At 65.4% G+C, this 17,603-nt stretch carries 17 protein-coding genes and 1 tRNA gene; 6 read left to right on the forward strand and 12 right to left on the reverse strand.

Annotation, left to right across the window (positions count from 1 at the left end; genetic code table 11):
* Positions 1 to 10 precede the first annotated feature (10 nt).
* Together AB7F11_RS04800 and AB7F11_RS04805 are read right to left on the reverse strand one after the other, a co-directional pair.
* Positions 11 to 1,219 (reverse strand): substrate-binding domain-containing protein, encoded by a 1,209-nt coding sequence (locus AB7F11_RS04800; RefSeq protein WP_428289668.1) that lies wholly within the window; start codon positions 1,217 to 1,219, stop codon positions 11 to 13.
* 155 nt (positions 1,220 to 1,374) lie between these two features.
* Entirely contained in the window at positions 1,375 to 2,874 is a 1,500-nt protein-coding gene (locus AB7F11_RS04805) for a sigma-54 interaction domain-containing protein (RefSeq protein WP_428289669.1), read from the reverse strand.
* Positions 2,875 to 3,032: 158 nt separating this feature from the next.
* On the opposite strand from AB7F11_RS04805, the gene AB7F11_RS04810 reads away from it, so the two are divergent.
* On the forward strand, positions 3,033 to 3,302 hold the full coding sequence (locus tag AB7F11_RS04810) for a hypothetical protein (RefSeq protein ID WP_428299863.1): 270 nt from the start codon (positions 3,033 to 3,035) through the stop codon (positions 3,300 to 3,302).
* On the opposite strand, the gene AB7F11_RS04815 is transcribed toward AB7F11_RS04810, so the two are convergent.
* The 3 genes from AB7F11_RS04815 to AB7F11_RS04825 form a co-directional block, all read right to left on the reverse strand.
* On the reverse strand, positions 3,276 to 4,778 hold the full coding sequence (locus AB7F11_RS04815; RefSeq protein ID WP_428289726.1) for a tripartite tricarboxylate transporter permease: 1,503 nt from the start codon (positions 4,776 to 4,778) through the stop codon (positions 3,276 to 3,278). The two genes, AB7F11_RS04810 and AB7F11_RS04815, sit on opposite strands and share 27 nt — an antisense overlap.
* A 7-nt stretch (positions 4,779 to 4,785) precedes the next feature.
* Positions 4,786 to 5,313: a tripartite tricarboxylate transporter TctB family protein gene (locus AB7F11_RS04820; RefSeq protein WP_428289671.1), complete on the reverse strand. Its 528-nt coding sequence runs from the start codon at positions 5,311 to 5,313 to the stop codon at positions 4,786 to 4,788.
* A gap of 213 nt (positions 5,314 to 5,526) precedes the next feature.
* Positions 5,527 to 6,486 carry a Bug family tripartite tricarboxylate transporter substrate binding protein gene (locus AB7F11_RS04825; RefSeq protein ID WP_428289672.1) on the reverse strand — a complete coding sequence of 320 codons (960 nt, stop codon included), beginning with the start codon at positions 6,484 to 6,486 and terminating at the stop codon, positions 5,527 to 5,529.
* Positions 6,487 to 6,621: 135 nt separating this feature from the next.
* On the opposite strand from AB7F11_RS04825, the gene AB7F11_RS04830 reads away from it, so the two are divergent.
* The 3 genes from AB7F11_RS04830 to AB7F11_RS04840 are packed head-to-tail and all read left to right on the forward strand — an operon-like array spanning position 6,622 to position 9,166.
* Entirely contained in the window at positions 6,622 to 7,290 is a 669-nt protein-coding gene (locus AB7F11_RS04830) for a response regulator transcription factor (protein ID WP_428289673.1), read from the forward strand.
* The gene (locus tag AB7F11_RS04835; protein ID WP_428289674.1) at positions 7,290 to 8,723 is read left to right on the forward strand and encodes a sensor histidine kinase; all 1,434 of its coding nucleotides are present in this window, start codon (positions 7,290 to 7,292) and stop codon (positions 8,721 to 8,723) included. The genes AB7F11_RS04830 and AB7F11_RS04835 overlap by 1 nt, the downstream gene beginning before the upstream one ends.
* Positions 8,720 to 9,166, forward strand: coding sequence for an RNA-binding S4 domain-containing protein (locus AB7F11_RS04840; RefSeq protein WP_428289675.1), 447 nt, complete (start codon positions 8,720 to 8,722; stop codon positions 9,164 to 9,166). Before AB7F11_RS04835 ends, AB7F11_RS04840 begins: the two co-directional genes overlap by 4 nt.
* Positions 9,167 to 9,175: 9 nt before the next feature.
* Here AB7F11_RS04840 and AB7F11_RS04845 read toward each other — a convergent pair whose 3' ends face one another.
* Positions 9,176 to 10,084, reverse strand: a complete 909-nt coding sequence (locus AB7F11_RS04845) for an EamA family transporter (protein ID WP_428289676.1) — start codon at positions 10,082 to 10,084, stop codon at positions 9,176 to 9,178.
* Positions 10,085 to 10,154: 70 nt separating this feature from the next.
* On the opposite strand from AB7F11_RS04845, the gene AB7F11_RS04850 reads away from it, so the two are divergent.
* Positions 10,155 to 10,661, forward strand: a complete 507-nt coding sequence (locus tag AB7F11_RS04850; protein ID WP_428289677.1) for a hypothetical protein — start codon at positions 10,155 to 10,157, stop codon at positions 10,659 to 10,661.
* A 65-nt stretch (positions 10,662 to 10,726) separates the two neighbouring features.
* On the opposite strand, the gene AB7F11_RS04855 is transcribed toward AB7F11_RS04850, so the two are convergent.
* The 6 genes from AB7F11_RS04855 to cysS form a co-directional block, all read right to left on the reverse strand.
* Positions 10,727 to 10,819, reverse strand: a tRNA-Ser gene (locus AB7F11_RS04855).
* Positions 10,820 to 10,838: 19 nt separating this feature from the next.
* Positions 10,839 to 12,119, reverse strand: coding sequence for an aspartate kinase (locus tag AB7F11_RS04860; RefSeq protein WP_428289678.1), 1,281 nt, complete (start codon positions 12,117 to 12,119; stop codon positions 10,839 to 10,841).
* A gap of 80 nt (positions 12,120 to 12,199) precedes the next feature.
* Entirely contained in the window at positions 12,200 to 13,192 is a 993-nt protein-coding gene (gene tilS, locus AB7F11_RS04865) for a tRNA lysidine(34) synthetase TilS (RefSeq protein WP_428289679.1), read from the reverse strand.
* Between the two features lies 1 nt (position 13,193).
* On the reverse strand, positions 13,194 to 14,180 hold the full coding sequence (locus AB7F11_RS04870; protein ID WP_428289680.1) for an acetyl-CoA carboxylase carboxyltransferase subunit alpha: 987 nt from the start codon (positions 14,178 to 14,180) through the stop codon (positions 13,194 to 13,196).
* Positions 14,181 to 14,234: 54 nt separating this feature from the next.
* The gene (locus tag AB7F11_RS04875) at positions 14,235 to 14,885 is read right to left on the reverse strand and encodes a DNA-3-methyladenine glycosylase family protein (RefSeq protein WP_428289681.1); all 651 of its coding nucleotides are present in this window, start codon (positions 14,883 to 14,885) and stop codon (positions 14,235 to 14,237) included.
* A complete protein-coding gene (cysS, locus tag AB7F11_RS04880) occupies positions 14,885 to 16,261 on the reverse strand; it encodes a cysteine--tRNA ligase (RefSeq protein WP_428289682.1) in 1,377 nt (458 codons plus the stop codon). Before cysS ends, AB7F11_RS04875 begins: the two co-directional genes overlap by 1 nt.
* A 366-nt stretch (positions 16,262 to 16,627) precedes the next feature.
* Between cysS and AB7F11_RS04885 the strand changes: the two genes are divergently transcribed.
* Complete coding sequence (locus tag AB7F11_RS04885) at positions 16,628 to 17,596, forward strand: tetratricopeptide repeat protein (RefSeq protein ID WP_428289727.1); 969 nt, start codon at positions 16,628 to 16,630, stop codon at positions 17,594 to 17,596.
* Positions 17,597 to 17,603 lie beyond the last annotated feature (7 nt).

The following is a 17,603-nucleotide window of genomic DNA, read 5'->3' on the forward strand; positions in this document are numbered from 1 at the left end:
GGGAAGAGAATCAGCGCTTGTTCCGGATGGGAATCGCCAGGTCTTCCGGCTTGATCTCCCGCACCAGCTCAGGCACACCCCACGCGAACGCCGGGTCGACCTTGATCTTGAAGTGGTACATGCTCTGCATGGCCTGGTGGTCTTCCTTGCGGAAGGTCATCTTGCCCTTGGGCGTGTCGAAGCTCATGCCCTCCATGGTGGTGATGAGCTTTTCGGTGTTGGTATCGCCGTTGGTCTTCTTGAGCGCGGTCACCACGGCCATGGCGGCACTGAAGCCACCGGCGGTGAAGAAATCTGGCGGCGTCTTGAACTGGCGGTAGTGCTCCGAGACCATGGCGTCGTTCACCGGGTTCTTGGGGATGCCGAAGTAGTAGTACAGCGCGCCTTCCATCCCCGGGAACTGTTTGTAGGCCACCATCGCCGGCAGGATGTTGCCGCCGGTGGCGAGCTTGATGCCGTAGCGCTTGTCCAGCTCCATTTCGGCGATCTTGCCAAATGGCGTGGGCGCACCCGACCAACCCACCGAGATGTACTTGTTGCCCGGCTGGTCCTTGAGCTTGTCGACGATGCGCAGCAGGCCGGCGGTGAAGTCGGTCGTGCCCACGGGCAGGTATTCCTCGTGAACGATCTTGGCCTTCTTGATGAAGTCCTTGGCGGCCTTCACGCCGTCGCGGCCAAAAGCGTTGTCGTTGGCCAGCGTGGCCACCACGTTGCCCGGCTGGTCCAGCGCCACGGCGTTGGCGGCGGCATCCTGGCTGCTGTTGCGGCCGGTGCGGAAGATGTACCTGTTCCACTTGTCGCCGGTGATGGAGTCGGCCACGGCGGGCTCCACCAGCAGGATCTTCTTGTATTCCTCGGCCACCGGCAGCATGGCCAGGGCCACAGGCGAAGCGGTGGGGCCAATGGCCAGGTCCACCTTGTCGTCGGCGTAGGCGGCGGCCAGCAGGCTCTTGCCCACGTCGGGCTTGCCCTGGTCGTCTTTCTCGATCACCACGATCTTCTTTCCGCCGACCATCATGGTGCCGGCGGTGGCGTAGTTCAGGCCCATCATCAAGCCAGCCTGGGTCTGCTTGGCATACGCTTCCAGCGGGCCGGTCTTGCTGTGGATGTGGGCGATGCGGATCTCACCCTTGTTGGCTTGCGCGGATGCGAGGGTGGTGCCGAGCGCAGCGCTGCAGGCGAGGGCAATGACCGCCAGACGGCGGGTGGTGTGGGTCATGTCTTGTCTCCTGGTTGGAACGGTCACAGCGCGATGCGCCGTGCCGTCTGCTTTGCAGGCTTCGTGCCAACAGCAGACACCTTTGATTTCAAAAGATTTTCAGGTGAAGATCACCCGAAACGTCCGATTTTCAGACGATTTGAATCGCCTGGATTTTAGACATACGTCTGATTTTCAGACGATTCACCCATGACGGCCAGGCGGTCGTACAGGCTCGCCCGCGAGATGCCCAGCAGCCTGGCGGCAGCGGTCCGGTTGCCCCGGGTGCGAGCCAGCGCAAGCTGGATGGCGCGCTGCTCCAGCTCGGCGATCTGCTCGGGCAGGGGGCGCAGCACCTCCCCTGTGAGCTGGCGCGACTCCACACGAACCACGGCGCTCGGGGCCAGGTCGGGCAAGCCAGCTTCGCGCAGCACCGAGCTCACTTGCGCGGCCTCGATGTGGTGCGAATCACTGCGCAGCGCCAGTTGTTCCAGCACGTTGCGCAGCTCGCGGATGTTGCCGCGCCAGGGCTGCGCGGCCAACAGCGCCTGAGCGTCGGCCGTCAGCTCCAGTTGAGCGCCGCCGCCGCGCGCGGCGATGTCTTCGCAAAGCGCCTCGATCAGCAGGGTGATGTCGTCCTGCCTTTCGCGCAGCGGCGGCACGCGAATGGGCAGCACGTTGAGGCGGTAGTACAGGTCCTCCCGGAAGCTGCCGTCTCGCACCATCTGCTGCAAATCGCGCGAGGTGGCCGCCACCACGCGCACATCAAAGCGCACCAGCTTGTTCGAGCCCAGCGGCTCGATCTCGCCCTCCTGCAAGGCGCGCAGCAACTTGACCTGCACGGACATCGGCATGTCGCCGAGCTCATCGAGAAACAGGGTGCCGCCGTCGGCCAGTTTGAACTTGCCGTCGCGGCCTCGTCTGTCGGCACCGGTGTAGGCGCCCGGCGCCACGCCGAAGAACTCGGCCTCCAGCAGGGTGTCGGGCACGGCCGCCATGTTCACACTCACGAACGGGCGCCCCGCGCGCGGCGAAGCCGCGTGGATGGCGTGCGCCAGCAATTCCTTGCCAGTGCCGGTTTCGCCCAGCAGCAGCACGGGGCTGGCGGACTGCGCGGCGCGGCGCGCCTGGCGCTTCACCTCGAGTGCGGCGGCACTGCTGCCAACGAAGCTCGCGAAGGTGTACTTGGAGCGCCGCTGGCTGGCGAGTTCTCGGCGGGCCTCGCTCAGGTCCTGCTCCAGCCGCGCGAACTTGCTGATAAGAGGCTGCAGCGTGGTTTCGGGGTGGTCGAACAGCACGATGCCCAGCACGCCAATGACCTCGCCCGCGTCGTCGCGCAGCGGAATGCGACTGACCACGAAGGTGCCGGCGCGGTTGGTGAGCAGGTCAATCAGGATGGGCTTGCCGGTGGCGAGCACCTGGTGCATCTGCGTGTTCTGCACCACGCGTGAAACCGGATGGCCCACGAAGTCCTCCTCGCGCTCGAAGCCCAGCGCGGGCAGGAAACGCCGGTACTGGTCGTTGATCCAGACCACGCGGCCATCCCGGTCCACCAGCATCATGCCTTCGCTGGCATTGGCAAACAGGTCGAACATCGACCTCGCGGCGAGTTCGAGGATGCGCTCGCCGTCGCGTGGCAGGGTCTTCGCGGTGGGCGGTGGGTCCGTTGAGGCCATGGCGCATTATGAGTCGCCGTGCGGCACGTTCGTCGAGGCACACGTCAGTGCCGAATTCCCCCTGGTCCGGCGCAGAAACCGGCTCATTGGTGCCTTGTGGTGCACCAGCCACACACGCCGTGGCACAAAAGAGGCATCCACTGCACCGGGGCCAGATCATGAACCTGAACCTGCTTGACTACTTTCGCAACTGGCAACTGACCAGGCAAGGCGTACCCGAAATCGCCTACATCGACAACACCTGGGACACCTCTCCGAATGCGCCCAGGGTGATGGCGGTCAGGCGCGGTGCGTCAGAGATCTTTCCGGTCGATACCACCTTGTCGGCGGCGGCGCTCAATCAGGCCGTGGGTGTGGACTGGGAACAGGCCGAAGCCCTACAGGCCACGGCCTTCGTTTCGCTACTTCGCCGTTCCGGCGCCCTGTAGCCGGGCCAGCAGGCGCGGCAGCACCAGCACCAGCACCACAACGGCCAGCAGCGTGGCCGACATAGGACGCTGCAGGAACACCATCCAGTTGCCTTCGCCGATGGACACGGCGTTGCGCATCTGTGCCTCGGCCATGGGACCCAGGATCAGGCCCACGATCACCGGCGCGGTGGGAAAGTCGTAGCGGCGCATCACCACACCGAGCAAGCCCAGGCCGTACATCAGGAACAGGTCGAACGCGCTCTGGCGCATGCCGTAAACGCCGACCGTGGCGAAGATGAGGATGCCGGCGTAGAGCTGTGGGCGCGGAATCTTCAGCAGCTTGACCCACAGACCCACCAGCGGCAGGTTGAGCACCAGCAGCATCACGTTGCCAATGTAGAGCGATGCGATGAGCGCCCACACCAGGGCGGACGAGGTCTGGAAGAGTTGTGGCCCGGCGTTGATGCCGTAGTTCTGCAGCGCGCTCAGCAAAATGGCCGCCGTGACCGAGGTGGGGATGCCCAGCGTGAGCAACGGCACCAGCGTGGCCGTGACGGCCGCGTTGTTTGCCGCCTCCGGCCCGGCCACGCCTTCGATGGCGCCGGTGCTGCCGAACTCGGCCTGGTGCTCGGGGGAGGCCAGCTTGCGTTCGGTGGCGTAGCTCAGGAAGGTGGGAATTTCGGTACCGCCGGCCGGGATGGTGCCAAACGGAAAGCCAATGGCGGTGCCGCGCAGCCAGGCCGGCCACGAACGGCGCCACTCGCTGCGCGTCATGTGCGCCTTGGTCATCTTGTTCATGCTGGCCTCGCTGCGGCCTTCGTAGAGCGCGTTGTAGAGAGCCTCGGCCACTGCAAACAGACCCACGGCCACCAGCACCACCTCGATCCCGTCCATGAATTCCAGCACGCCCGCCGTGTAGCGCACCTGCGCGGTGATCTGGTCGATGCCGATGAGCCCGAGCGCGAGGCCGAAGAACAGCGCCGTGAGCCCACGCAGGGTGCTCTGGCCAAGCACCGCGCTGACCGTGGTGAAGGCCAGCAGCATGAGGCAGAAGTATTCGGGCGGACCAAGCTGCACCGCGAACTGCGCCAGCACCGGCGCGAACAGCGTGACCAGGATGGTGGCGATGCTGCCGGCCACGAAGGAGCCAATGGCCGCGCTGGCCAGCGCCGCGCCGGCGCGCCCGCTCTTGGCCATCTTGAAGCCCTCCAGGGCGGTCACCATGGTGCCGGTCTCGCCCGGTGTGTTGAGCAAGATGGAGGTGGTCGAGCCGCCGTACATGGCGCCGTAGTAGATGCCGGCGAAAAAGATCATCGACGCGGTGGGCTCGACCTGGCCAGTGATGGGCAGCAACATGGCCACCGTGACCGCCGGACCCAGACCCGGCAACACGCCAATGGCCGTGCCCAGCGCACAGCCGGCAAAGGCCCACAACAGGTTGATGGGCGTGCCCGCCGTGGCAAAACCACCGAGCAACTGGTTGAGGGTGTCCATCATGGCGTCAGATCCATCCAGAGGCTGTGATGCCAGGCAGGTTGACCGCCAGCACCTTCGTGAACAGCCAGAACACCGGCGCGGAAATGACGATGCCGATGACGCAGTCCTTCAAAGTCTGCTGCGCCCCGCCTGCGGGCTTGCCTTCGCTGGCACGCAGGCCGCGCACCGCGAGCACGAAGCACAGCGAGCAACTGAGGATGAAGCCGATGGTGGTGATGAGCGCTGCGTTGAGCAGCACACCCGCGGACACCCAGGCCAGCGAGCGCCAGTCACCGCGCGCGGCGCCCGAAGGCTCCGGCATGTTGCGGTAGCCACCGCGCCACACCTCCCACAGCAGCATCACACCGCACAGGCCCAGCGCCACGCTGATCACCCAAGGCAGAAAGTTCGGGCCCACACCCGCGTAACCCGAATCCGACGAAATATCGGTTGCGCCATAAGCGAGCACGGCAGCGACCACCAGCGCCCCCACGGCCACGGCCAGCTGGCCGGTCCGATGCGTGTTCTGAGGTTGGGGATCGAGAGTTTCCATGTCAGTGTTCATCGAAAGTCGGCGGGGCCGAGGCCCTCACCCCAACCCTCTCCCGGAGGGAGAGGGAGCGAAGACAAGCAACAAGCGAAGTGTCCCCGTCCAGAGACAGCAAGGGACGGCTACGCCGGCCCAAGCTGTCGTCCCCCCTCCCAGCGCCAAAGGCGCGCCAGAGAGGGAGGAAGCCGCGTCAGGGGCGCAGGGGGAAGACCGAATTCAAACCATGCCGGCGCGCACCATCGTGGCGCGCAGCGAAGAGAAGTCCTTGTCCACGAACTCGTCGAAGGCTTTGCCGGTGAGCAGCGCTGGCGTCCAGTTGTTTTTCTCGATGGCGGCGGCCCAGGCCTTGCTCTGCGTGGCCTTGATCACCATGGCGGTCAACGCGTCGCGCTGGGCCTGTGTGATGCCGGCCGCGCCGTAAACGCCGCGCCAGTTGCCGATCTCCACGTCGATGCCCTGCTCTTTCAGCGTGGGCACGTTGATGCCTTTCACGCGCTGGCCCGAGGTCACCGCGATCGCGCGCATCTTGCCGCTCTCGATGTACTGCTGGAACTCGCTGTAGCCGCTGCCTCCGATGGTGACGTTGCCACCCAGGATGGCTGCCGTGGCCTCGCCGCCGCCACGGAACGGCACGTAGTTGATCTTGGAAGCCGGCACGCCCACCGCCTGGGCGATCTGCGCTGCCGCGATGTGCTCGGTGGCGCCGCGTGATCCGCCCCCCCACTTGACGCTGCCCGGGTCCTTCTTGAGCTGCTCGACCACGTCCTTCATGGTCTTCAGGGGCGAGTTCTCCGGCAGCACGAACACGTTGTATTCGGTGGTCAGCCGCGCAATGGGCGTGAGCTGCGTGACGGACACCGGCGGCTTGCCGGTGATCAGGCCGCCGAGCATCACGGCGCCCATCACCATCAGCGCGTTGGGGTCGCCCTTGCTGGCGTTGTAGAACTGCGCCAGGCCAATCGCACCGGCGGCACCGCCTTTGTTTTCGAAGGTGACCGAAGAGGCCACGCCCGCATCGCGCAGGGCTTCGCCGAGCGCGCGGCCCGTGCCGTCCCAGCCACCACCGGGGTTGGCGGGAATCATCATCTTGATGTTGGCGTTGGCCCAGGCCGCATTCGGCAGGGCACCGGCGGCCGCCAGGGCGGCCAGGGATTTGAGGAAGGTATCGCGACGCATGGCTTGTCTCCTTGGGGGTGAATCGACCAGTCGCATGTTGCGCCTGCACGCTGTCAGTTCGCTGTCCGACGCCTACGGACAAACCCTAGGCCGCAGGCCCGGTCACCCGTTCCACGCCCCCATAATCGCTGCCAGATGAAGCTGCTGCTGATCGAAGACAACCCCACCATGCAGACCACTCTGCGCCGCAGCTTCGAGCGGCGTGGCATGCAGGTGCTGGGCTGTGACGACGGCGCCCGGGCCCTGGCCCTGTGGCAGGCCAGCCTGCCCGACGCGGTGCTGCTGGACCTGAGCCTGCCCGGGCTGGACGGCCTGGAAGTGCTCAGCCAGGCCCGTGCGGCCGGGCTCACCACCCCGGTCATCATCCTCACGGCCCGCGGCACCGTGGGCGACCGCATCCTGGGCCTGAACACCGGGGCCGACGACTACCTGCCCAAGCCTTTCGATCTGGACGAACTCGAAGCCCGGTTGCGCGCCCTGGTGCGCCGCACCGCCAGCACAGCGCCGGCCACGCCGTTGTGGTGCGGCATGCTGGTGGACAAAGACAGTGGCGCCGTGTATTTCGATGGCCAGCCCATGGAACTGGCACCGCGTGAACTGGCCTTGCTGCGAGCGCTGCTCGGCAAGCCCGGGCACGCCATCGCCAAGGAGCGGCTGTTCGAACTGGTGTTTCCTGGTGAAAGCCAGGTTCAGCCCGAAGCCATTGAGGTGGTGGCCTACCGGCTGCGCAAGAAGATCGCGCACACCGGCGCCCAACTGGTCACGCTGCGTGGACTGGGCTATCTGCTGAAGTCCGACCCCTGATGAAACGTCCTGCGACCACCTCGCTGCGCCGCACCCTGTTGCTGGGCATCCTGCTGCCCGTGTTTGCCTTCGTGCTCATCAACACCGTGGTGCTGTACCGCCAGGCGCTGGCCGCCGCCGACACGGCCTACGATCGCACGCTGCTGGCCACGGCCAAGTCGCTGGGCGAGCAGTTGCAGGTGTCGGGCAAGGGCGAAAGCGCGAGCGTGCAGTCCACCCTGCTCTATTCGGCGCTTGAAGCCTTCGAGGCGGACAACCGCAGTCGGTTGTTCTACCGAGTGAGCGGCTTTGACGGTGAAATGGTCTCCGGCTTTGAAGACCTGCCTCCCTGGCGCGGCGACATCCCGGCCAAGAACATCTACGCCGCTCTGGTGAATTTCTACGACGACGAGTACCGAGGCGTTCCAGTGCGCATGGCGGTGCTGCTACAACCCGTGGCCGGTGTCGAAGGGCTGGGCATGGCCACCATCCAGGTGGCCGAAACGCTGGAGCTGCGGCAGACACTGGCCCGCCAGATCCTGATCGACACGCTCTGGCGGCAGGCGGTGCTGGTGATCGTGATCGTGCTGGTGGTGGTGTTCGTGGTGCAGCGCGCGACCAAGCCCGTGCGCGCCGTGAGCCACGCCCTGGGCGCGCGCAGCGAGAACGACCTGTCCCCGTTGCCTACCGATGGTGCGCCACGCGAACTGCGTCCTTTGCTGGATGCCACCAACCAGCACATGCAGCGTCTGGCCCACCTGCTTGATCACCAGAAGCGCTTCGTGCGCGACACCTCGCACCAACTGCGCACGCCGCTGGCGGTGCTCAAGACACAAGTCCAGTCGGCCCGGCGCGGCGACGTCGAGCCCATGCAGGCGCTGGAAGAAATCGGCCACACCGTGGACCGCGCCACCGAGCTGGCCAATCAAATGCTTGCGCTGGCCAAGGTGGAACAGCTGCGACAGGAAAAGAGCACACCGGTGGTGGACTGGTCGGACGTGTTGCGCGCCGTCGCGCTCGACCTCTCTGCGCTGATTGCCGATCGCTCGCTCGATTTCTCGCTCGACGCGCGCGCTGCGCCGGTCCAGGCGCACGAATGGGCCCTGCGCGAACTCAGCCGCAACCTGCTGCACAACGCCATCAAGAACACGCCCGTGGCCTCGCGGCTAGCGGTCTCGCTCATCACCGATGGACAAACCGCCGCCCTCACCGTGAGCGACGACGGGCCAGGCATCTCGCCGGCCCTGCGAGAACGGCTGTTCCAGCCTTTCGCCACCGACCACAGCCGGGGCCCCAGCCTGTCCGGCTCGGGCCTGGGACTCGCCATCTGCCGCGAGATCGTGAATTCGCTGAACGGCAGCATCGACCTGGACAACCGCGTGCAACACGGCCAGGTTCGCGGGCTGGACGCCACCGTTCGCCTGCCCCTGTCGCTCATACCCACCGAGACATGAAGACCTCTCCTGACACCTCCACCAAGGTTCGCCTGGACAAATGGCTCTGGGCCGCCCGCTTCTACAAGACACGCAGCCTCAGCAGCGAAGAGATCGACAAGGGCCGCGTGAAACTCAACGGCGCGAACGTGAAGCCCTCACGCGATGTGAAGACCGGCGACGTGCTGGAACTGCGCATTGGCCACGAAGTGCGCACTGTGGTCGTGCGGGGCTTGAGCGGTGTGCGCGGCCCGGCGCCGGTGGCCGCCCTGCTGTTCGAGGAAACCGCCGAATCGCTGCTGCAGCGCAGCGCGGCCGCCGAGTTGCGCCGCCTGGCCCCCGAACCCGCCCACAGCCAGCCGCTGGGTCGCCCGACCAAGCGCGACCGCCGCCACATACAGGACTTGCGCGACACGCCGCCCGACTGGAACGACCGCTGGAGCGCCTCGGTCGACCCCGAGTAAGGACCAGGCTCAGCCTTTGCGCAAGCCGAGCCACATCACCGTGGCCACCACCACCAGCCCGCCGGCCACCTGCACCAGCGCGATCGACTGGCCAAGAATGGCCCAGGCCAACACCAGCGCAAAGATGGGCTCGATGTTCATGATGGCCGAGTTCCCCACCACGCCCAGCCTGGGCAACACCGTGAACATGATGGTGAAGGCGGTGCCGTAGAGGAAGGTGAGCCCCAGCAAGCCCACCCAGCCCATGGGCGCCTGCGGCAGCGCCAGGCCACCCTGGAAGCTGGTGGCGATGAGCGCCATCACCGCCACGATCGCCATGGTCGTCGTGGTGCGCAGTCGCCCATCGAGATCGGCCGTCTCGTGCTGTGTGACCACCAGCGCCATGCCGAAGGTGGCGGCGGCGGCGAGCGCAAAAGCCACGCCCACGCCGATGCGCGACCAGTGGCCCGATGCACCCAGGCCCGAGGCGGCGCCAGACACATCCAGCGCCAGCGCCAGCCCGATCAGCATCACCGGCATCGCGCGCAGCACGCGTGGCGCGGCGCGCTGGCCATAGACCACGCGCGCCCACAACGCCGTCCACAGAGGGTAGGTGTTGAAGGCGAGCAGCGCCAATGCCACCGGCAGCCGCGCCACCGAGGCGTACAGGCAGAGGCTTTGCATACCCACCAGCAGGCCGATGACCGGCAGCGCCTTGCGGTGCCGCGCCTGCAGGCTCATCGGAACCCGGTAAGCCACCAGAATGAGGCCCACCACCAGCGCGGTGACGCAACTTCGAAAAGCCACTGCCGTGGCCACGCTCACCCCGCTGTCGAATGCCAGCCGAGCTGCAACGTGGTTGGCTCCCATCATGAAAGCGATGAGCACCAGCGTGGCGAAGGCGGTCGTGGAGATGGCGGCGGTGGGGCTGCTTGGCATGCGGGGATTGTGTCAGCAGGGGTTTTCAACGATATTGTTCGCTGGCATTTCACCCTCACAGGAGCATGCAATGGGATTCCATCAGCAGCAACGCGGCGACTCGGAGGGCTACCGTGGCATCCCGACCCGCCCGGCCCAGAGCCTGGACGAAGCCATGGGGCGTGGTGCGGGGCAGGCGCGAAGGGACCAGGAGATTCTCCAGGGCGCCGCTTCCTCCGAAGGCTATGAGTCCATTTCACCCCGGTTCGGCCTCTACCTGGTGGGCGTGTTCGCCCTCTTCGCGATCGCCAGGTGGAGCTTTGGTGCAGCGACCGAAGTCGCTGTGTTGCTGGTGATTGCCTGCGTGGCCTTGCTGCTGACGCGCAAACTGCGCTGGCTGTTGCGCGCGCTCACGCCCCTGTATGTCGGTTTCTGGATTGGCGCAGCCTTCGGTACGCTCTCGCTGGCCATGAACGGAACTCCCCTGAGCCTGGGGAACATCGCGATTCATTTGATTCTGGGCAGCGTGGTCGGCCTGGCTTTCCTGATTGTCCCCCGCCTCAAGCAGCGCACGAACCCGCCCGCCGATTCACCATGAACGCCGGCAGCCTGCGTTCATTCAAAAAAAAAGAAGCACGCTCAGGAGTGCTTCTTTCTGGGATCTGGCGGAGCGAGAGGGATTCGAACCCTCGATGAGGCTCTACACCCCATACTCCCTTAGCAGGGGAGCACCTTCGGCCACTCGGTCATCGCTCCGGAAGCTGCGTATTATGCCTCAGCTTGCAATGGTGTCGGCTGTCTGGTCGAGGTCGAATTCGCGGTGCAGGGAACGCACCGCCAGTTCCATGTATTTCTCGTCGATCACCACCGAAGTCTTGATCTCGGAAGTGGAGATCATCTGGATGTTGATGCCCTCCACGCTCAGGCACTTGAACATGCGGCTGGCCACGCCAACATGGCTGCGCATGCCGATACCCACGATGCTGACCTTGCAAATGCGCGCGTCGCCCACCACCTCGGCCGCGCCCAGCGCCGGCACGACCTTGGCCTTGAGCAAGTCCAGCGTCTTCTGGTAGTCGTTTCTGTGCACCGTGAAACTGAAGTCGGTCTTGCCGTCCTTGCTCAGGTTCTGGATGATCACGTCGACCTCGATGTTGGCATCGGCCACGGCACCGAGGATCTGGTAGGCGATGCCGGGGGTGTCGGGCACGCCGAGCACCGAGATCTTGGCTTCGTCGCGGTTGAATGCAATGCCCGAAACGATGGCTTGTTCCATGTCTTCGTCTTCCTCAAAAGTGATCAGGGTGCCAGAGGCGGCTTCTTCGTTCAGGTCGATGTCCCAAGGCGTGAAACTGGAGAGCACGCGCAACGGCACCTTGTACTTGCCGGCAAATTCCACCGAGCGGATCTGCAGCACCTTGCTGCCCATGCTGGCCATCTCCAGCATCTCTTCAAAGCTCACTCGCTGCAGTCGACGCGCCTCGGGCACGACGCGCGGGTCGGTGGTGTAGACACCGTCCACGTCGGTGTAGATAAGGCACTCGGCGGCCTTGAGCGCTGCCGCCACGGCCACGGCGGAGGTGTCGCTGCCACCACGGCCCAGCGTGGTGATGTGACCGTCAGGGTTCACCCCCTGGAAGCCGGTGACGATGACGACCTTGCCCGCGTTCAGGTCGGCGCGGATGCGGGCATCGTCGATGGATTCGATGCGTGCCTTGGTGAAGGCGCTGTTGGTCTTGATCGGCACTTGCCAGCCTGCATAGCTGACCGCCTCGATGCCTTCGGCTTGCAGGGCGATAGCGAGCAGCGCGGACGAGGCTTGCTCGCCCGTGGCGGCCAGCATGTCGAGTTCGCGCCCGTAGGCGGTGCCGGTTTTGGTGGGGGCCAGTTCCTTGGCCAGGCCCAGCAGGCGGTTGGTTTCGCCGCTCATGGCGCTGGGTACCACCACGAGCTGGTTGCCGGCCCGGTGCCACTTGGCCACACGCCGTGCCACGTTGCGGATGCGCTCGGTCGACCCCATGGAGGTGCCGCCGTACTTGTGAACTATCAAAGCCATCGGGGTTGGATCGAAGTGAAAAGAGAGAGATCGTCTCTGGACGCCCTCTTCATGGGACGCCATCAGGCAAAACCCTGAGATTATAGGGTGGGGGGTTGCAGCGGCGGCAGGTAACGCAGGTGCGCGCCCTGGCGGCTGACGAGACCGAGGGCCACCTTGAGCCGGATGCCATGACCGCGCGTGGTGCAGTCGGCAATCTGGTCGAGCAGCTCGTCAAGTTGCGCCGCACTGGCGGCCACACCTTCCTGTTTCAACCACGCACGCAAGGCATTGCCCTGACGGTCGCGCGAGAGTGCCTGCAAGGCGTCGATGGCCGGAGGCACGCCCGTGCGAGCAAGGTCGATGGCCGCGAGTTCATCCAGCAGTCGCTGCGCCTGTGCGGCATGCCTGGCACTGCGCGCAAGCATGGGCCGAAAGCCTGGGAAGCAGGCGTCCCAGGCGGGCATGAGCACGGCGCGGATGCGGTTGCGGGTGAAGCGTTCGTCGGCGTTGCTGGGATCTTCAACAAACGGATGGCCGTGGTCCAGGAGCCAGCGCCGCAAGGTGGCCGTCGGAGTCGCCAGGAGTGGCCGCCCGAATGCCACGCCATGCCGTTCGAAACGCTCAGACATGGACGCCAGGCCAGGCAACCCAGCGCCCCGGCTCAGCGCGAGCAAAAGTGTCTCGGCCTGGTCGTCTGCGTGCTGGCCCAGCAACACGCAGACCGCCCTCGCCGAATGCGCCATGTCCGCCAATGCGGCGTAGCGCGCCTGCCGCGCGGCGTCTTCCGGACTTTGTCCCGGCTCATGGGAGGCATCTACGTGCATCACCTGCAATGGCACGCCGTGCCGTTCGCTGAATGCGCGTGCATGCGTCTCGAAGGCATGCGCGGCGGCCTGCAAACCGTGGTGCACATGCAGGGCCGTCACACGGCCGGGCCATCGGCTGGCCGCAGCCAGCAGCAATGCAGTCGAATCGGCGCCGGCGCTGTACGCCACCGCCACCCTCCCGCTGGAACTCACAGGGAACCGCTCACACCACGCCGCCAACGCCTGCTCGCAGGGGCTGGCCTCTGCGTGGCCTTCGGATTTCACCTCAGCGCTTGTCCTTGGCGTCGGCCTTGGTGTCGATGAATCGGCCGTAGCTGTTGAGGCGCGCATGGCGGCGCTCCAGCAGTTCCTTGACCTTGAGATCGGCCACCTGGCGCCAGGCATCGCCCAGGGCACGTTTGAGGAACGCCGCCATCTGCTTGTGGTCGCGATGAGCGCCACCCACGGGCTCGTTGACGATCTTGTCCACCAGACCGAGCGCCTTGAGGCGATGAGCAGTAATGCCCAGGGCATCGGCCGCGTCGCTTGCGCGGTCGCTGGTCTTCCACAGGATGGAGGCACAACCCTCGGGGCTGATCACCGAATACACGGAGTACTGCAGCATCAACACCTGATCGGCCACCGAGATGGCCAGCGCGCCGCCGGAACCGCCTTCGCCAATGATGGTGGAGATGATGGGCACCTCGAGTTGCGCCATCTCGAAGATGTTGCGGCCAATGGCCTCGGACTGGCCGCGCTCTTCCGCGTCGATGCCGGGGTAAGCACCTGGCGTGTCCACGAAGGTAAACACCGGCAGCTTGAACTTTTCGGCCAGTTTCATGAGGCGCAACGCCTTGCGGTAGCCCTCGGGCTTGGTCATGCCGAAATTGCGCAGTCCGCGCTCCTTGGTGTCGCGCCCCTTCTGATGGCCCAGCACCATGCAGGGCTGGCCATTGAAGCGCGCCATGCCGCCCACGATGCTCAGGTCATCGGAGAAGTGGCGGTCGCCGTGCAGCTCCACGAAATGCGTGAAGATTTCACGCACGTAGTCCAGCGTGTACGGACGGTCGGCGTGGCGGGCGATCTTGGTGATCTGCCACGGCGTGAGGCTGCTGTAGATGTCTTTGGTGAGTTGCAGGCTCTTGCCGGCAAGCTGTTCGATTTCTTCGGAAATGTCGACCGCTGATTCGGTCTGCACATATCGAAGTTCCTCGATCTTGGTTTCGAGCTCGGCAATGGGCTGCTCGAAATCCAGAAAATTCCTTTTGGCCAAGGTGTGCTCCTTTGGTCTTGTTGCAACGACGTCCCGGTGAGCCCGGAAGACAACTCAATAACTCACCGGCAGCGGATCGAGCGACCGCCAAATATACCAAGTTGCCACGCTGCAGAACGGCGCCCACGAGTTCGCCACTTCACGGATCTCGCTGCGGCTGACTGGCTCGCCCGAGAAGTAACACCGGCTGATGCCGTTCTGCAAGCCGATGTCGTCCAACGGTAATACGTTGGGCCGCATCAAGTGAAAAATGAGGAACATCTCCGCCGTCCATCGGCCAATGCCGCGAATGGCCACCAGCTCGGCAATGATGGCTTCGTCGTCCATCGTGGCCCAACTCTTGACGTGCACCTGGTCGTTGGCGAAATGCAGGGCCAGGTCCACCAGGTATTCCACCTTGCGCGCCGAAAGTCCGGCTGCGCGCATGTCATCCACTTTGAGTTTGAGCACCTGCGCGGGCGTCATCTTCCTGGACAGCAGCGCAAAGCGGTCCCAGACCGACTGTGCGGCCTTCACCGAGATCTGCTGGCCAACGATGCTGCGAGCGAGCGTGCCGAAAGCGTCGCCGCGCGACTGCAGGCAGGCGCTGCCGTGCTGCGGAATGAGTTTTTTCATCACCCGGTCGCGCTTCATCAGATGGCGGCAGGCATCCACCCAGTAGGTCGGCGGTTCGGGCACCACGTCGAGCGCAACGGCGGTGGCCATCAGGCACGCTCCCAGGTGGTGCCGCTCGGGTTGTCCTTGAGCACGATGCCCTGGTCCAGCAAGACCTTGCGAATGCGGTCGGCTTCGGCAAAGTCTCTGGCGGCCTTGGCGGCGGTGCGCTGTTCGATCAAGGTGCGAATCGCCACCTCGTCGTTGTCGCGGCCGCCCTGAAGGAACTGCAAGGGATCGGCCTGCAACAGACCCAGCACACCTCCGAGCGCACGAAGCTGCCCGGCCAGCGCCACGTCTCCGGTGCGGTTGACGTCGCTGGCCAGCTCGAAGAGGACCGCCACCGCCTCGGGCGTGCCAAAGTCCTCGTCCATCGCCGCACGGAACCGCTGCGCGTACGGCTGGGTCCAGTCGATTTTTTCGATGAATGCGGGGGCCGTCTGGGAGAGCGCGGTGTACAGGCGCTTGAGCGCACCACGCGCATCGTCCAGGTGGACGTCGCTGTAGTTGAGGGCGCTGCGGTAGTGCGCTCGCAGCACGAAGAAGCGCACCGTCTCGGGGTCGTACTTCTCCAGCACCTCGCGAATCGTGAAGAAATTGCCCAGACTCTTGGACATCTTTTCGTTGTCCACGCGCACGAAGCCGTTGTGCATCCAGTAACGGGCCAGCGCCTGGCCGGTGGCGCCCTCGCTCTGGGCGATCTCGTTCTCGTGGTGGGGAAACTGCAGGTCGGCACCACCGCCATGGATGTCGAAGGTCTCGCCCAGCATCTCGCAACTCATGGCCGAGCATTCGATGTGCCAGCCCGGGCGGCCCGTACCGTAGGCCCCTTCCCATTTGGCCTCGGCCGGCTCGTCCGCCTTGGCGGCTTTCCAGAGCACGAAATCCAGCGGGTCATGTTTGCCGTCGGTCACCGCCACGCGCTCGCCGGCTCGCAACTCGTCCAGCGATTTGCCCGAGAGCTTGCCGTAGCCTTCAAACCGGCGCACCGCAAAGTTCACATCGCCGCCCTCAGCGCGGTAGGCCAGCCCTTTGGCTTCCAGGCGAGCGATCAGCGAAAGCATTTGCGGCACGTAGCGCGTGGCGCGCGGTTCGTGGGTGGGCCGCTCGATGCCCAGCGCATCGGCGTCCTGGTGCAAGGCCTTCACCATGCGGTCGGTCAGCGATGAGATGGTCTCGCCGTTCTTGATGGCGCGCGCAATGATCTTGTCGTCGATGTCGGTGACGTTGCGCACATAGGTGACGCGGTAACCCGTGGCGCGGAGCCAGCGCTGCACGACGTCAAAGGCCAGCATCGAGCGCGCATGGCCGAGATGGCACAGGTCGTAGACCGTCATGCCGCAGACGTACATGCGCACATGACCGGGCTCGATCGGCTGGAACGCCTCCAGGCGACGCGACAGCGTGTTGTAAATTTTGAGGGTCATGAAAACGGCTGCTGACTCGGGCTTCGGGAGGCGCTTCAGGACCCTGGCACGCAAGCCACGCGCCCTGCATGGCATCCAGCGCGCAGCGGGCCCGGCACACGCCGCTTGTGGTCTGGCGCGGTCAAGGAAACGGGACCCCCTCAGATACAATTCGTCAGTATATCCAGCCCGTGGCCGCGCCCTCTGCGCGGCTTCGCGCGTTCGATCAACGTCCAACTGGCCCCGTCCATCGCCGGACACCCAGATTTCCCCTCTCGAGGTCCCATGATCCACCCCGTGAAACATTTGCCTGGCCGGTTCGGCGCTGCCACCCCTGCATTCTTCTCCGTTCGCGTGCGCCGCCTGTATTGGGCCGCAGTGGCGCTGATGAGCCTGGCCACGCCGCTGGCCTGGGCGCAGTCTGAAGACTACGCCGAAGTGAATCGTCTGGCCCGGTCGGGCCAGTACAACGAGGCGATGTACAAGGTCGATCAATACCTGGCAACCAAGCCCCGCGACCCGCAGATGCGATTCCTCAAGGGCGTGATCCAGACCGAGAGCGGCAAGTCCACCGAAGCGATCACCACCTTTGCCAAGCTCACCGAGGACTACCCCGAGCTGCCCGAGCCCTACAACAATCTGGCTGTCCTGTATGCCAGCCAGAACCAGTTCGACAAGGCCCGCGCCGCGCTGGAAATGGCGATCCGCACCAACCCGAGCTATGCCACCGCGCACGAGAACCTGGGCGATGTCTACGCCAAGATGGCCAGCCAGGCTTACAGCAAGGCCCTGCAACTCGACGCCAGCAACACCGCCGTGGCGCCCAAGCTCAGCCTGATCCGCGACCTGTTCGCCGCTGGCTCTTCGGGTGCCGCGCGCCCAGCCAGCTCGGTGGCGGCCGCGCCCGCTGCAACGCCACCGGCCGTCAAGCCGCCCGTGGCTGCCGCTGCGCCAATGGCCGCGTCCAAGCCTGCCGCTGCACCCGCACCCGCACCTGCGCCGGCAACAACAGCCGACGCTCAGGCGGCGGTCGAGTCCACGATCAAAGCCTGGGCGGAGGCTTGGTCGTCCCGCAAGATGCCGCTGTACCTGGCGGCCTACGGCCCCGACTTCTCCCCGGCGGGCGGACAGTCGCGCAGCGCCTGGGAGGCCGACCGCCGCGCTCGCATCGTGCCGCGCTCGCGCATCAGCGTTGAAGTCAGCGATCTGGCGATCACCGTCAACGCCGATCGCGCCACCGCCCGCTTCCTCCAGGAATACTCGTCAGACACGCTGAACGTCACCAGCCGCAAGACGCTGGAACTGGTCAAGAGCGGGAACCGCTGGTTGATTGTTCGGGAATCCACGGGATCTTGATGACCAG

The organism is Hydrogenophaga sp. (genome assembly GCF_050250835.1).
Lineage (GTDB): Bacteria > Pseudomonadota > Gammaproteobacteria > Burkholderiales > Burkholderiaceae_C > Hydrogenophaga.

Excerpts from the sequence above, each read along its gene's own strand:
- AB7F11_RS04800 (WP_428289668.1), bottom strand. The coding sequence starts at position 1,219 with ATGACCCACACCACCCGCCGTCTGGCGGTCATTGCCCTCGCCTGCAGC.
- AB7F11_RS04805 (WP_428289669.1), bottom strand. The coding sequence starts at position 2,874 with ATGGCCTCAACGGACCCACCGCCCACCGCGAAGACCCTGCCACGCGAC.
- AB7F11_RS04810 (WP_428299863.1), top strand. The coding sequence starts at position 3,033 with ATGAACCTGAACCTGCTTGACTACTTTCGCAACTGGCAACTGACCAGG.
- AB7F11_RS04815 (WP_428289726.1), bottom strand. The coding sequence starts at position 4,778 with ATGGACACCCTCAACCAGTTGCTCGGTGGTTTTGCCACGGCGGGCACG.
- AB7F11_RS04820 (WP_428289671.1), bottom strand. The coding sequence starts at position 5,313 with ATGGAAACTCTCGATCCCCAACCTCAGAACACGCATCGGACCGGCCAG.
- AB7F11_RS04825 (WP_428289672.1), bottom strand. The coding sequence starts at position 6,486 with ATGCGTCGCGATACCTTCCTCAAATCCCTGGCCGCCCTGGCGGCCGCC.
- AB7F11_RS04830 (WP_428289673.1), top strand. The coding sequence starts at position 6,622 with ATGAAGCTGCTGCTGATCGAAGACAACCCCACCATGCAGACCACTCTG.
- AB7F11_RS04835 (WP_428289674.1), top strand. The coding sequence starts at position 7,290 with ATGAAACGTCCTGCGACCACCTCGCTGCGCCGCACCCTGTTGCTGGGC.
- AB7F11_RS04840 (WP_428289675.1), top strand. The coding sequence starts at position 8,720 with ATGAAGACCTCTCCTGACACCTCCACCAAGGTTCGCCTGGACAAATGG.
- AB7F11_RS04845 (WP_428289676.1), bottom strand. The coding sequence starts at position 10,084 with ATGCCAAGCAGCCCCACCGCCGCCATCTCCACGACCGCCTTCGCCACG.
- AB7F11_RS04850 (WP_428289677.1), top strand. The coding sequence starts at position 10,155 with ATGGGATTCCATCAGCAGCAACGCGGCGACTCGGAGGGCTACCGTGGC.
- AB7F11_RS04860 (WP_428289678.1), bottom strand. The coding sequence starts at position 12,119 with ATGGCTTTGATAGTTCACAAGTACGGCGGCACCTCCATGGGGTCGACC.
- AB7F11_RS04875 (WP_428289681.1), bottom strand. The coding sequence starts at position 14,885 with ATGGCCACCGCCGTTGCGCTCGACGTGGTGCCCGAACCGCCGACCTAC.
- cysS (WP_428289682.1), bottom strand. The coding sequence starts at position 16,261 with ATGACCCTCAAAATTTACAACACGCTGTCGCGTCGCCTGGAGGCGTTC.
- AB7F11_RS04885 (WP_428289727.1), top strand. The coding sequence starts at position 16,628 with ATGAGCCTGGCCACGCCGCTGGCCTGGGCGCAGTCTGAAGACTACGCC.